General features: G+C 39.8%; 15 protein-coding genes. 1 reads left to right on the forward strand and 14 read right to left on the reverse strand.

Features of this window, described 5'->3' with window-relative positions:
• Positions 1–309: 309 nt before the first annotated feature.
• From ACED20_RS03610 to ACED20_RS03655, 10 genes are all read right to left on the reverse strand, one after another.
• The gene (locus ACED20_RS03610; RefSeq protein ID WP_294200542.1) at positions 310–945 is read right to left on the reverse strand and encodes a carbonic anhydrase family protein; all 636 of its coding nucleotides are present in this window, start codon (positions 943–945) and stop codon (positions 310–312) included.
• Between the two features lie 61 nt (positions 946–1,006).
• Positions 1,007–2,599 carry a SulP family inorganic anion transporter gene (locus ACED20_RS03615; protein WP_378103537.1) on the reverse strand — a complete coding sequence of 531 codons (1,593 nt, stop codon included), beginning with the start codon at positions 2,597–2,599 and terminating at the stop codon, positions 1,007–1,009.
• Positions 2,600–2,735: 136 nt separating this feature from the next.
• Positions 2,736–3,035 carry a hypothetical protein gene (locus tag ACED20_RS03620; protein WP_294225217.1) on the reverse strand — a complete coding sequence of 100 codons (300 nt, stop codon included), beginning with the start codon at positions 3,033–3,035 and terminating at the stop codon, positions 2,736–2,738.
• A 17-nt stretch (positions 3,036–3,052) separates the two neighbouring features.
• A complete protein-coding gene (locus tag ACED20_RS03625; RefSeq protein WP_294225220.1) occupies positions 3,053–3,718 on the reverse strand; it encodes a carbonic anhydrase in 666 nt (221 codons plus the stop codon).
• Positions 3,719–3,961: 243 nt separating this feature from the next.
• Positions 3,962–4,519: a serine acetyltransferase gene (locus tag ACED20_RS03630; protein WP_294200538.1), complete on the reverse strand. Its 558-nt coding sequence runs from the start codon at positions 4,517–4,519 to the stop codon at positions 3,962–3,964.
• Between the two features lie 45 nt (positions 4,520–4,564).
• A complete protein-coding gene (locus tag ACED20_RS03635) occupies positions 4,565–5,716 on the reverse strand; it encodes a glycosyltransferase (RefSeq protein WP_294239473.1) in 1,152 nt (383 codons plus the stop codon).
• On the reverse strand, positions 5,717–6,280 hold the full coding sequence (locus ACED20_RS03640) for a DapH/DapD/GlmU-related protein (protein ID WP_294199936.1): 564 nt from the start codon (positions 6,278–6,280) through the stop codon (positions 5,717–5,719).
• A gap of 2 nt (positions 6,281–6,282) precedes the next feature.
• Entirely contained in the window at positions 6,283–7,440 is a 1,158-nt protein-coding gene (locus ACED20_RS03645; protein WP_378103540.1) for a glycosyltransferase, read from the reverse strand.
• A complete protein-coding gene (locus tag ACED20_RS03650; RefSeq protein ID WP_294309201.1) occupies positions 7,440–8,273 on the reverse strand; it encodes a glycosyltransferase in 834 nt (277 codons plus the stop codon). Before ACED20_RS03650 ends, ACED20_RS03645 begins: the two co-directional genes overlap by 1 nt.
• A complete protein-coding gene (locus ACED20_RS03655; RefSeq protein WP_294239475.1) occupies positions 8,270–8,815 on the reverse strand; it encodes an acyltransferase in 546 nt (181 codons plus the stop codon). Before ACED20_RS03655 ends, ACED20_RS03650 begins: the two co-directional genes overlap by 4 nt.
• A gap of 95 nt (positions 8,816–8,910) precedes the next feature.
• Here ACED20_RS03655 and ACED20_RS03660 point away from each other — a divergent pair, with 95 nt between their 5' ends.
• Positions 8,911–9,681, forward strand: a complete 771-nt coding sequence (locus ACED20_RS03660) for an O-methyltransferase (protein WP_294309204.1) — start codon at positions 8,911–8,913, stop codon at positions 9,679–9,681.
• Between the two features lie 71 nt (positions 9,682–9,752).
• Here ACED20_RS03660 and ACED20_RS03665 read toward each other — a convergent pair whose 3' ends face one another.
• The 4 genes from ACED20_RS03665 to asnB are packed head-to-tail and all read right to left on the reverse strand — an operon-like array spanning position 9,753 to position 14,521.
• The gene (locus ACED20_RS03665) at positions 9,753–10,694 is read right to left on the reverse strand and encodes a glycosyltransferase family 2 protein (RefSeq protein ID WP_294233922.1); all 942 of its coding nucleotides are present in this window, start codon (positions 10,692–10,694) and stop codon (positions 9,753–9,755) included.
• 42 nt (positions 10,695–10,736) lie between these two features.
• A complete protein-coding gene (locus ACED20_RS03670) occupies positions 10,737–11,678 on the reverse strand; it encodes a glycosyltransferase family 2 protein (protein WP_294199942.1) in 942 nt (313 codons plus the stop codon).
• Positions 11,675–12,676 (reverse strand): acyltransferase, encoded by a 1,002-nt coding sequence (locus ACED20_RS03675; RefSeq protein WP_294239480.1) that lies wholly within the window; start codon positions 12,674–12,676, stop codon positions 11,675–11,677. The genes ACED20_RS03670 and ACED20_RS03675 overlap by 4 nt, the downstream gene beginning before the upstream one ends.
• A 48-nt stretch (positions 12,677–12,724) precedes the next feature.
• Entirely contained in the window at positions 12,725–14,521 is a 1,797-nt protein-coding gene (gene asnB / locus ACED20_RS03680; protein ID WP_294239482.1) for an asparagine synthase (glutamine-hydrolyzing), read from the reverse strand.
• Positions 14,522–14,661: the final 140 nt, after the last annotated feature.

A 14,661-nucleotide genomic window follows, 5' to 3' on the forward strand; every position in this document is an offset into this window, starting at 1 on the left:
AATTTTTACTATTCCTCGTAAATAGTCATTTGTAATCAAATTAGAATGTTCCATTGTTTGTAAATTTAAGTTATTGATCTGCGCTTAATAAAAACGCTTTGCTTAAACTGAAAAATAATCAGTTAGTGTAATTTAAGTATTGTTGCCTAATTTAAAATCACTTGCGATTTAAAATTCATAACGTCTATCAGAAATAAGCAAACCACCGGATTCCGGTGGTCTGCTCGTTGTACTCTTAAAAATTTAATTTCCAATCTATCTAACGATAACATTCTTATCATTAAAATGCTCCTTCAAAAAAGGATTCGACTATAACCAGGTGACAACCCCGGTTTCTACATCGTAGTTGGCACCTACGATCTTAATTTTCCCTTCTTCTTCAAGTCTTCTCAAAGTAGAACTCTGCTTGCGGATATCTTCGATAGCATTTTTCACGTTATGCTGATTCAGCCTTTCCAGAAGTTCGGCATTGGAAGACGAGCGTTCTTCGCCATCCTCGATGATTTTATCAATAATCGGATCGAAATGGTTGATCAGATGGTTGAGGTTATCCATGCCCATACCTTCGATTTGTGCGGCATCCAGACCGCCTTTCAGGGCTCCGCATTTGGTGTGTCCCAATACTACGACAAGCTTGGATCCGGCCACATTACATCCGAACTCCATAGAACCCAGGATATCCTGATTCACAAAGTTACCGGCAATCCTGATGCTGAAAACATCACCTAGTCCCTGGTCAAAAATAAGCTCTGCAGAAGTACGGCTGTCGATACAGCTTAATACCACGGCAAAAGGCCACTGTCCCTCACGGGTCGCATTTACCTGTTCCAAAAGGTCTCTGTTGGCCTTCAGGTTATTTACAAATCTCTGGTTTCCTTCTTTTAAAAATTCCAGTGCTTTTTCAGGAGTGATGGTGGCCTGGGTTTCGTGCGTATGTGCTTTCATATATTTTATTATTTTTTGAATTATATTTTGTTAAAGTTAGAAAAAATTTAAGGTGAAGATATTACATTGCCCTTTTATGGGTTATAAGAATGTGAGAATCTTCGTCTCTTTCATAATCTCTGTATGAGGTTTTAAAGCCTAAAAGTTCCACGATGATATCCTCTTCTTTCGCCCGTATGTTGGCAAAGTCCTGGATCATTTCGAGAACGTCGGTTGCAATGTAGGATGTTCCTCTTGCATCGATGGTTACCGCAGAATTCGGCTTGATATTTTTCAGTGTTTTTTTAATGGCTGCTTTATTTAAAAATGAAACTTCCTCTGCCAACTTCATTGTAATTCCATCTGCATCGTCCAGCTCCTTCCTGCTCAAATAATAAGCCCTTTTCATATTCCCCTGAAGGATATAAAAAACAGAAATGGCAAGACCTATTCCCACCCCTTTTAAAAGGTCTGTGGCCACAACGGCCACTACCGTTGCCACAAAAGGAATAAACTGGAATTTTCCCAGATGCCAGAAATGTCTGAATGTCGCAGGTTTGGCCAATTTGTATCCCACCATAATCAAAACTGCAGCCAAAGTAGCCAACGGAATTAAATTTAATACCACGGGAATCGAAAGGACACAAATCAGCAGCAAAATCCCATGAATAATGGTCGACACCTTGGAAGTAGCTCCGGCATTGGCATTGGCAGAACTTCTCACGACCACCGAAGTCATCGGAAGACCACCAATAAAGGAGCTGACTAGATTCCCGATTCCCTGTGCTTTCAGTTCCAGGTTGGTGTCCGTTATCCTGCGCTGAACATCCAGACGGTCCGAAGCTTCGATACACAGCAGTGTTTCAATGGAAGCAACAATCGCAATCGTTGCCCCGGCAATCCATACCTTCGGATTGGTAAAGCCTGTAAAATCAGGCATTGTTACCAGGCCTTTGAAATCGTCGAAAGACTGCGGTACCGGTAATGAAACCAGGTGCTGGGATTGGATGGCCAGTGAGCTTCCCGTCATTTTAAAGACTTCATTCAGAACAATTCCCGTAACTACGGCTACCAACGCTCCCGGAAGCATTTTAATCCTTTTCAGGATATATACTTTATCCCAGGTAATAAGAATTGCAATGGAAATTAAGGTAATAAGAATAGCACCGGGCTGTACGGCCCCAAACAATTCCGTGAAATACCCAAAGTTAAGGCCGTTGTCGAAGATCGATTCGTGGCCTTCGTAATCTTTATCGAATCCCAGTGCATGCGGAATCTGCTTCAAAATGATGATGATCCCGATGGCGGCAAGCATTCCTTCAATGACATTATTCGGGAAATAATTGGAAATACTTCCGGCTCTGATGAATCCCAGAACCAATTGGATAAACCCTGCGATGATTCCTGCGCAAAGAAAAAGTTCAAAAGCGCCAAGATCTTTGATGGCCGTTAAAACAATGGCCGTAAGTCCTGCGGCAGGTCCGGAAACCGAGATGTTCGAGTTGCTGATAGATCCTACGACGAGTCCTCCCACAATTCCTGCGATAATGCCGGATAAAGGCGGTGCGCCCGATGCTAAAGCGATTCCCAGGCACAGAGGAAGTGCTACCAGAAATACAACGAGGCCTGAAGGGAAGTTTTCCTTTATTCCTCCGATGAATGATGTCTTTTTCATGATGTTGAGCTGTGAAAAATAACCGGTTTATTTTTAGAAATAAATCAGCTATGTAAATGAAAATTTAATTTTTAAAGTGCATGTGAATTTATACCGGCATTTCGATATAAACGGTAAAAAAAACGGACTGTAAAAATTATGCTTCCGGAGGAGGGGAAAATAGGGTAAGTAATGGTGACAGATGAAAAGAATCATCGATCAGTACAAAAGATTTTACTTCGCTGGAAGGCTCGAAGAACTTCAGGTAGTCGAAAACATCCAGAGGTTTGGGAAGTGTTTTTTCGTAAACGATAAAAGAGCTTGGATGAGAATGAGGTTCTTCTTCACTGATCACGACATTGGTGCGGGTAAGATCCCAACCGAATACCGCAGCCATACCTGGTAATGCTGTAAAGTTGAGAAAAAACACCAATGTAATAATACTCCAAAGTTTCATTTCACATTATTTTTGAGCTATTTTTTTCTGCTCATAACCCAATTTGAACTGGTAAGGTTATAAATTTTCTGGATGTCTTTCAGAATTTTTTCAAAATCGATTTCCAGATCAATGATTTTACCGGTTCTAAGGTCGAAAACCCAGCCATGTACTACAGGAAATTCTTCCAGAATGTAGCGTTCCTGCACACAGGCCATTTTCACCACGTTGATGCATTGCTCCTGAACGTTCAGTTCCACAAGCCTGTCATAACGTTTTCCTTCATCTTCTATTGCGTCCAGTTCGGTCTGGTGTAACCGGTATACATCCCGGATCGTTCTCAGCCACGGATTCAGCAATCCAAGATCCTCAGGCGTCATTGCCGCTTTCACGCCGCCGCAGTTGTAATGCCCGCAGACGATAATATGCTTTACTTTCAGATGCTCTACGGCATACTGGATAACAGCGGCTGAACTCATGTCCAGGGTGTTCACCACATTGGCGATATTCCTGTGTACGAAAACTTCACCCGGTTTGGCTCCCATCAGTTCTTCCGCAGTTGCCCTGCTGTCCGAACATCCGATGTACAAATAATCGGGCTGCTGGTTTTTTGCAAGATCATGGAAGAAATCCGGGTTTTCCGCAATTTTAGCTTCCACCCACTTCCTGTTGTTTTCAAAAATAACTTTGTACGATTGTGACATAAATAAAATTTTTATTGGGTCTGATTATTTATTTCGTTTAAATTATTTTTAAAATCAATAGACTAAATCAATAATATTGCAAAAATAAAATTTTTGTTGAGAAAGTAAATACTTTTAACAAAGTTTAATATCAAAAATATCTGAAATCAGGCTGATATTGATTCCATTATTCTGCAAATCCGGTTAAAATTACAAACTATTTAAATATAAGAAGCCGTTTTTACATTAAATTTGAAAAGAATACTATATTTTATTATTGATATATCCGTCCGTCGCTTTAAGATTGGGGTAGATCCTTGCCGGATTTCCTACGGCTATTGAATCTTCAGGAATATCAAAATTGATATAGGAATTGGGAGCAACCAAAACATTGTTGCCAATGGTAATACCACCGACAATGACCGCGTTGGTTCCGATCCAGACCTCATTACCGATAATGGGAACACCCGCTTTTGTACCCCGGTTCTGCTGTCCTATGGTAACGCCCTGCGCAATATTGCAGTTCTTACCAATCTTTGCCTGCGGATTGATCACCAGGCTTCCCCAATGTCCTAAATAAAACCCTTCCCCGATTTCCGTCTCCGGGTAAATCTGGAATCCGTATTTGATCTGATAATGCCGGAGAACAAATTTCCAGAAGACATTCAGCAATGGTGTTTCCAGATGCTGCTGGGATTTTCTCAGGACATAAATAAAATGGAGATTGGGATTAAGGCATTTTTTCCAGATCTCTACAGTGGAAAGCCATTTTCCGCTTTCCCTGAAAAAATCTTTCTGAAGGATAGAATATTGTTCAGCCATACAGCAAAAATAAAGATTTCCGGTTTATATTAATTTAAAATGATGCTAAAGACCGTCCAGAACTGAGATTATTTTTTCGACAGAATTTTTAAGGGTAAACGGTATTTTATAAGATTTCAGCTTTTTCGTGTATTGTTCAAAGCTTTCGGGATGATTAAGTGCCTGCTTCATTCCGGCATAAATCCCTTCTTCTGAATTTTCCACCAGCAATCCCAGTTCGCCATTCCTGAGCATTTCGGCAGATCCGGAAACCTCTGTGGAGATGATTTTCTTTTTAAGGGTAATGGCTTCAAAAAGAACGGTCGGAAAACCTTCGTATCTGGAACTTAAAATGTAAAATTCCGCCTGTTTGAAATAAGGATAAGGATTGTCGGTAAAGCCCAGCATTGTTGCTGTTTCATCAACTCCAAGATCGGATTTTAATTTTTTTATATTCTCAAAATCGTATCCGTCGCCTACGATCAGGATATTATGCTTAAAACCTTCATCCAGAAGCCTTTTATGAACTTTCAATAACCTATCAAAACCCTTTTGTGGAAAAATAGTCCCTACGGAAATAAATGTAGGAACAGAGAGGTCAAAATAATACTTACCCCCCGGCTGTTCCGCTTTGGAAATAAATTCTTCCGTATCCAGAGGATTGTAGATTTTAATAATTTTATCTTTCTCCGTTTTATTGCTGGCCAGACTCTTAAAAAGTGTTTCGATCTTCTCAGAGATCACCATAATTTTATCAAACCCAAAAAATTTCCGGATCTCAGCATCGGTATATCCTTTCACTTCTGAAAGGTCGTTGTGGATCCAGACTATTTTTTTAGATGAGGACAGGGGAGAACCCAGGATTTCATCGCGCATACCGTGAATGGCAGCAAATTCGATGTCATATTGTTTATTCTTTAACTTATTTTTATAAAGAAGCTTTGGGAATTTTTTCACGATTTTTTCATGTATTACCCGGGCCGCTTTCCTTGGGATCTCATGAGGCCTGTTGGTGGTAATCATTTCCCCTTTGTGAAGATACAGGATATTGATCCATTCCGGAACCTCCGGAAGGTATTTTCCGGAATACAGATTTAGCAGCAGATCGATCTCATATTTATCTTTCGGCAGGTTTTTCAGGAACGTGACCAGCACTTTTTCCGCCCCACCATGGCGAAGGGATCCGATTCGGATGAGGATTTTCTTTTTTTCAGGCATTTATTTTTTAACGGGTTTAAACTTACGGGGAAGGTTTTCTTTAATATAGGTTTCCAGCTCAGGCCTGTCTTTTTCCAATTCTCTGGGATATATTACATTATTGGCCAATAATTTATCCCCGTATTCTTCGATCGTACAAATATATTTGGCGGGCACACCGGCATATACGGTTCCGCTTGGCATGGATGTCGTTAAAATAGAGCCGGCGCCCAAAACACAATTGTCGCCCATTTCAACCCCAAGCATGATGATGGTATCTGCTCCGATAAGACATTGCTTACCGATCTTAATCCTTCCGAAAGTCCTCACATCTTTATATTTTTCAAAAAAATGAAGAGCGTTTTGGCCACCATCGTGGTTCACGAATCTTACATTGTTGGAAAAGGTGGTTTCGTCCCCGATCTCAATAAGAAAACATTCGGTACCGAATTGAGGCACTTCTACAAAACGGACGTTTTTTCCTACTTTCAGTCCTTTGGAAAGACAAATTTTAAGATATATTCTCTGTATCATAAACTGATACATGGTATGAATTTTAAGGATGGCACGATATAAAAGGATCATGTTTATTTTTTTGATAAATTAATGATAATATTTTCAACGGCATTAAAAATCTTCTGATTATCAAATTGCCCGTCTATATTTTCCAGATTCTTTTTAAGTTCAGAAACCAGTGGTGATTCGGTAAGGAACCTCTTCATCGCTGCATACATTTCCTCTGTTTCGTAACTAATAAGATAGCCTGTTTTTTCATGTTGAATCATAGCCGGAATATCTCCTGTTCGGGTTGCAATCGTTGGTTTTTGGAGAATAAGTGCTTCTGCAATCACAAGCGGCCAGGCTTCAGATTCCGACGGGAGAATGAAGTAATCCGCATTTTTAACATACGGATACGGATTCATTTTGTTTCCTGCCAGGATAAAGGTGTCTTCCACTTTATTGCCGGCAATCTGCTGCCTGAGGTTTTGACGTTCTTCTCCGTCGCCTACGACCAGGATCTTATGTTGAAAACCCTCATGAATGAGTTTTGTATGGGCTTCGATCAGTTTATGGTATCCCTTTCTGGAGTGTAGCCTTCCGATAGATACAAATACCGGCCCTGCAGGAAAATGGTCGAGCGGTTCTTCCGCCTTTTTCCGGATCTCTTCAATCGGAATGGCGTTGATGATCACTTCTTCGGGTGGATACTGAAGATCAGGATAATACTGATGCATCATATCTTTAATTTTTTGAGAACAATACACCATCTGATCGAATTGGGGAAAGTTTTTCAGGATTCCGGGAACCAGCGGTTGCAGCTTCGGCAGATTGATTTCAGAGTGGAACCAGCCGATTTTTTTTGAATTCCTGTTGGTGGAATTCAGTACGGCCGGAAAATCGCCGTAGGTCATTCCGATTTCCACATCGTATTTTTCGCCGAGCAATTTATCCGCAATGGCGGGTTGTCTCTGTATCTGTTTCAGCCTCAGATTTCTGCGGATCAGCTGAATTTTCTGGAGTAAGGCGTTTTCAGAAAGATCTTCTTTACCGTCGGTAAGGTAAACTTTACGTACGTGATCAGGAAATTCATCCCGTAGCTCACCTTGGTTGATGTTGAGGCATACTGTAAGCTCAAATTTTTCCCTGTCGAGATTGTTAAGTAAACTCAGCATTACCTTTTCCACACCGCCCATTTCCATAGACCGGTGTCTGAAGAGAACCTTGATTTTGTCATTTTTTACCATCAACCGAAGATTTTTTGTATAAAAATAATGACCTTTTTCTTAATTCTGTAAGGAATGGAATGCTGGTATTCCAGAAGACTATAAATTTCCCGGGAATGGGTATATTCGTCTGGTATTTTATTTCCATTAATCTTTTTAAGCCCTCTGCGTTTCATGGCACTGAAAATTACTTTTGCAAAATATTCGTAGGACTCCGACTTATTGTCATTCTGCGAAATCCCCCCTGAATGAAGCCTGTATAAATAATTGATTTCGTTAATGAATTTTACTTTTCCCTTTTCATACATTTTCAGGTATAGGTCCTGGTCCTCCGCAATTTTCATGGCCGTATTCATTTTTTCCGTATTACGATAAACCTTTTTTCTAAAACATACAAAATGGGCAATCTGGATGGGATAATTAAAGAAATAGTGATCGTTATTCCTTACCTGCCTGGTTACAAAAGGAGAGACCGGCTGAAGATTGTCGTTGCAGCTCATGAATCGGGAATACGTTAGGACAACATCCTGCTTCCGGAAATTTTTTATGCTGGACGAGATGGCAGTAGGTGTAATGGCATCATCCGGATCCACAAATCCGCAAATGTCTCCGTCTGCAAGCTCTATAAGTTTACTTTTGGTAATTCCCACGCCGCTGTTTCCGGCATTTTCAAAAAATCTGAAACGGTTGTCGGACCCAATGATATTTTTGATAACAATGACGGAATCATCGGTAGAAGCATCATCCAGAATCACAGCTTCCCAGTCTCTGTATTCCTGTGCCATAATAGAATCATAGCATTCTTTGAAATACTTTCCGTTGTTATAATTGGCAATTAAGATTGAGAATTTCATGAAACGGAATTAAGAATTAACTGCTGCTGATTAATAACTTTTGTATTGCTTGGAATGTCTTTGAAAATGGTACATCCCGCACCGATGATGCAGTTGTCGCCGATGGATACTCCTTTCAGTACCGTAACATTGCTTCCCAGCCAGCAGTTTTTACCGATTTTTATCGGAGCTGTAGAAAAGTCCGAATTTGAAACTTTGAATTCCGGAACCGCTGTGTACAGGTGATTGTGGTCGTAAAGTTTTACATTTTCCCCAAAAAGCGTATTCTCTCCGATGGAAATAGAGTCCAGGCAGTTTACCGAACAGAAATTGTTCATAAATACACCATCTCCAATGGTAAGTTTTGCATTTTTTTCCACTACAATATGGATGTAGTTTCTGAAACTTACAGCAGTTCCGATCGCTACTCTTTCCAGCTTTTCAGATAGGATAAAATGATTGTTGATTCCTATTTTAATACTTCCTAAAGTGGTATTGTGATTTTTTTTCAGAACAGAAAGCTGATGTTTGCGTTGGAGCTTTTCAAGAATAAGGTGCAGCATGTGGGGATTGTATTTAATTCATAATTTGTATCGCAAAGATAATTAATTGTATTATACCGTAAAAAATATTATTTTTGTGGCCTAAATTCAACACAGTGAGCGAAATATCATCGGTTCTCAAGACATTCATTGCTTATCTTAAAAGGCCTGACCTGTATCCGGAGCTAAGAAGGAAAATCATAAAAAATACTTTACAGAGAAAGAACGCTTTTAAAGGAAAGGAGAAAACCAATTCCTGGGCGGCTTCACACGCCATGTCCCAACAGGAAGCTATTTCAAAACTTTTCGGAATGGAGATGGGTTCTTTCAGAAACGAATATGCTGAAGTACTAAAGAATGCCGGGCAGAAGCAGATGGATTGTCCTATTAAAATGGGCGGTGCGGGTGCACTTGAGCTGATCTATTACGCCTGTGAATTTGCAGGAGCCAGGAACGTGGTAGAAACCGGGGTTGCCTACGGATGGTCTTCTCTGGCAGCACTATTATCCCTTACAAAAAGAGACGGTACTCTTTACAGTTCCGATATGCCTTATCTGGCACAGGATGGTGATCAGTATGTGGGGTGCATAGTTCCTGATACCCTTAGGCCAAACTGGAAACTTTTCCGCTTTGCGGATAAAGAGTCCCTGCCGAAGATTTTTGCTGAAAATTCTGTATTTGATGTGATCCATTATGATTCGGATAAAAGTTACAACGGAAGATTCTGGGCTTATAACGAATTATATAAACACCTGAGATCCGGAGGAGTCTTCATCAGTGATGATATCGGAGACAACTCGGCGTATCAGGATTTCTGTGAGAAGAATAATCTTGAAACCATGGTGGTGGAATATGAAGGAAAATATATCGGGCTGTTTGTAAAATAAGCTGAAAAAGCGAAGAAAACATTTGGTTTTCTTCGCTTTTTTATTGCGGCAAATCCTGATTTTTTAGATTTTCAGAACAGATATTTCCTGAAATTAATATTGTAAATCCCGGATCGTATACTCGGGTAATCGGTGATAAGATATTTTGTGATCATTCCCCATTTCTTTACAGCCGGGGCAAGAGCAATTTCATAACTGCGCTGCATTCTCCCGATATGCCGCTTTATATCTTCCGGAATAGTATCTTCATGTTGTGCCCAGTTGTTAACTTCCCGCCATAGCAATACTCTGGTCGTTGCAGGATTTACTTTTTGCGAATCGACGGTGGTTATTCTGTTATTTTCATGAACGCCTCTCATGGCGACTGCTTTATCCAGAATGCCGGGATAAAGATCGAGATAATATGAAAGCCTGAACAGAAACTCAGTATCCTGGTGAAGTCTCAGATGGGTTTTAAAAAGAGGTTTCAGCTTTTGGATCATCTGTTCCCTTCTTACTGTAAGGCAATCGATGCTGAAGAGTCCGAAACTTCCTTTCATATTTAACTGGCCCGGAAAGACATCTTTCGGATCATGCTTTCTGTAAACCGTTGTGAGATTATCTTTAAACAGCGAATAGTATTGTTCTTTTGCTTTTTCCGAGTAATAATGTACGCCAAGTGCTCCGTAAACACCTTCTACTTTCGGATCTTTGAAGAGTTCCTTCTCCGCATCAAAACGGTTGGGAAGATAATAGTCATCTGCATCCAGAAAAGCTATGAAATCCCCGCCAGCTTTTTCCAGTCCGAGATTTCTTGTTGCTCCGGCTCCATGATTTCCCTTATCGGGATGCTGAAAAAGCTTTACCCTATCGTATTTTTCCGTTAATTGCTGACAGACTTCCAGTGCATTATCCGGAGATTTGTCCTCAACTAAAATCACTTCATACACTTCATCAAACTGAAGCGCGGATTCTACGGCCTGTGCCACATATTTTTCGGCGTTGTAGACAGGAACGATGACGGAGATTTTCATAATTGATGTGTTTTAAAAAGTAAGTACATTAACAGGAATAATTTATTTTAAATAATTGAAACGATATTGAGTTCGTAATATATCTGGATTTTTTATACTTTCAAATAAGATATAGCCATATTTTACCGCACCTTTTTTCTGTGAAAGATCAAAAGATTTATAGATCAGGTATATTCTTTTCTTAGCTGCCAAGGGTAAACTTTTTTCACCGATGGCCCAATCATAAATTGATTTCCAGTATACGTACTGCCTTTGGTTGTATTGAGGTGAATATTGGATAATCTTTGTGATTCTGTTGTCGTCGTGAATCCCCCTTACCGCAACAGCCTTATCGATAATTCCTGCTTTCAGATAGCAGTGATAAGCAAGTCTGATAATAAACTCCGAATCCTGATGTACCCGAAGATTCGCGTTAAATCTAAGGTTATGCTTTTCAAGAGCAGATTTTCTTAGCGTTAACGTATTCAGGTGGAAGAATGTCCCGAATATCCGCGGAGTTAATCCCAACAGGCCTTTAAAAACTTCTTCTCCTTCAGCCGGATAATTAACAGTAGTAAGCGGAGTATTTTTAAATTTTGCCTGATATTCCTCTTTTCCTTTTTCTGTAATGTATTCCACTCCCAATGCTCCAAAAACGCCTTCTATTTTGGAATTCTTAAAAATCTCTTTTTCAGCATTAAAACGGTTCGGAAGATAATAGTCATCCGCATCCAGGAAGCTGACAAAAGTTCCGGTTGCTTTCTTAATTCCTAGATTGCGGGTGGCACCGGCACCATGATTGCCTCTGTCGGGGTGTTGAAATAGTTTTATTTTCGAATGGGTGAAGGCTAATTTCTCACAGATTTCGAGCGAATTATCAGTTGAACGGTCTTCAACCAGGATAATTTCCTTCACTTCGTCAAAACCAATAGCGGAATGCACCGCCTTCTCAAGGAAAAGACTCGCATTGTAAACAGGGATAATGACTGAGACTTCGTTATTCATACATTCAGTTTTTGTTTTAGATACTCAGTTATTTTTCTCTCTACAAAATGATAGAGAAAGGCCGCCAGAAAAATGACCAATATAATTTTCAGGATAAAGTAAGGAATATTCAGGTAGCCCTCTACTTTAAATCTCCTTAAAAATATTTCCACAAAAGGATGTGAAAGATACAGCGAGTAGGATATGTCTCCTAAAAAAACCAGGCTTTTTTTTCCTTTGAAATGAAAAGTATAATCCAAAAGTAAAAATGAAAATACGAAAAGCGCGATGATTAAAAAAATCCAGAGTTCATGATTTGTTGAGATAAAATCGAACAGATACAGGATAAACGAAGAAAAGCCGATGATAACTACAGGAATTGCCCATTTTTTCGGAACAGAAAATTTTTCCAACAACAGCGCAAATACAATTCCTATTATAAAATAAAGATTGAGCGGACTTGTGATCATCTCCATATATCCATTATCAAAGCTAAATATTTTCCCGACTATGTAGGTCGCTAAGAAAAAGAGAATGATGAAAAAATATCTGTATTTTTTGAATAATAATGACAAACCAAAAATAAGATAAAAAAAGATTTCATAATTAAGCGACCAGCCGAGATACAATATGGGAAACGTATCTTTTTGCGGGATAAAAGATATGGAGTGGATAAGCCGCGAAAATAATTTTTTATCTGTAAAGTATAACCAAAAGCTTCCGCCCGATACCATCCATAAAAATGTAAGTATATAGTAAAGCGGTACAATCCTGGAGATCCTTTTTTTATAGAATGCAAGAACCTGCTTTCCGGTATCTCCTTTACATTCGATTTTTCTTGTGGTAAAAACCATGATGAAACCGCTGATCGTAAAAAAGACGGGAACCCCAATGCTTCCTTTTTTAAATAAAAAATCCCCCAATTCAAGATCCTGAAATTTGAGATAACCCCGGAAATGGAAACAGCAGACCAGCATTGCCGATATTGCCCTCAAAATCTGTAGATTATTCAGTTTCATGGAGAAGAGATATAAGATGAACAAAAGTTGTTATGGAAATATCAGGCATTATAAAACATTTTTATTATTATGCGCCCAAAGTGCCAGCTGAAACAGGTTCCAGTGCTTATGATCTTTATTTAAAAACTTTTGGGCAGCCTTGAAATCGATGTAATTGAATATTTTCTGATCCGGATTTTTTAGTAAATCGTCGGATAAGCTGATCAGGTTTTTTTCTTCAAACCATGTTTTTATGCTCATGCCGAAACCTTGCTTGCGGCGTTTCCTGATGGTTTCCGTCCAGTAAGATCCCATTGCTTCACGAAGAATAATTTTATCGTTATCGTTGGTAAGTTTAAGCTGTTCCGGAAGCTGAATGCAGAACTCGGCAAAATCAATATCAAGGAAAGGGGTTCTTACTTCCAACGAATTGGCCATTGCCATCCGGTCGGATTTCACCATCATATTGGCGGGAACATAGGTTTCAAGATCTAATCTCATGATATCATTTAAAGAGTCCGGATCAGGGACAAAGCTGTACGGCTGTTCGTACGTCGAAGAAATGCCCAGAGCAAGCCGTTCTTCGGTATTAAAAGCATTTCTGACAAAGTTCCGGTGAAAATCCAAAATATTTTTATGTTCTGTATTCTTTTGGGAAACAAAAGAGATCGGTTTTACTTTCCGGTATATATTCAAGCCGAACTGAGCAATGATATTTTTATAGCTGAAATGATTTCTCATCTCATTTTCTACCCGATAAAAATTATAGCCGCCAAATAATTCGTCGCCGGCATCTCCAGAAAGGACAACGGTAAGATTTTTTCGGGCATTCCTGCAGATTTCAAAATGTGGAATGAATGAAATGTCAGAAAAGGGTTCATCAAAAAACGGAGAGATTTTCAGCAGGGAAGTGGCCAGATCTTCTTTCTTTTCGTGAACTTCGATATGATTGGTTCTATATTTATCGGCGATCTCTTTGGCAAATTTCAGTTCGCTTGCTTCATGATCGTAACCAAAGCTGATGGTCGTTTGTTTTGGTAAGAATTCATCAACCAGTGCGACGATAGAAGATGAATCGAGACCTCCGCTTAAAAAACTGCCCACTTCAACATCAGCAATCAACTGTTTCTGTACAGCCTTTCTTAGAAGATAGGTGAACTCGTCCTTTGCATCGGATAGGCTCATCACCCTGTCTTTTTTCGGAAGGCTGTAATAGCGGGAAACCGTAATTTTTCCGTTTTTCCAGATGAGCTGATGCGCAGGTGGTAAAGTATGAATATTTTTGTAGATACTCTGATAGGTGCTTACATAGCCATGCTGAAGATAATGGGACATGGCTTCCGTATTTATTTCCGGCCGGATCAGTCCCGACGCCAGGATGGCTTTTATTTCGGAAGCAAAGATAAATTCGTTATTGCTTCCAACTGCATAGTAAAACGGTTTTTCCCCGAACCTGTCTCTTGCGCAGAAGAGTTCCTGTTTTTCATCATTCCAGATGGCGAAGGCGAACATTCCGGGAAGATCGTGGACCAGGTTTTCCTGTTTGCGCTGGTACATCGCCAGGATAACTTCGGTATCAGAGCTTCCGCGGTAGGGATATTTGGGATATTGGGCTTTAATATCCTGATAACCGTAGATTTCGCCGTTCAGGACAATGCATTCATTTTTTGTGCTGGAAAACATGGGCTGTTTCCCACCCTCGGAAAGATCGATGATAGAGAGCCTCCGGTGGCCCAAGGCTGCATTTTCATAAAATTCATGATGTGCCGAATCCGGGCCGCGATGTGCAATGGCATCGGTCATTTTTCTGAGCTCTTCCCGGTAATTTCCTGCATTATCGGCAATAATTCCTGCTATTCCACACATATGAATTTGTTTTTCATCATTTACGTTTAACTTTTAAGTGCCAAATTTACAACATATTGTAAAAGTATCTTCTTACCGATAGCCCGATTGTGTAAAATTAGTAACTTTTCAATATTCTTCAAGATTTATCAAATCCTTAA

This window comes from Chryseobacterium sp. sg2396, assembly GCF_042610505.1.
GTDB lineage: Bacteria > Bacteroidota > Bacteroidia > Flavobacteriales > Weeksellaceae > Chryseobacterium.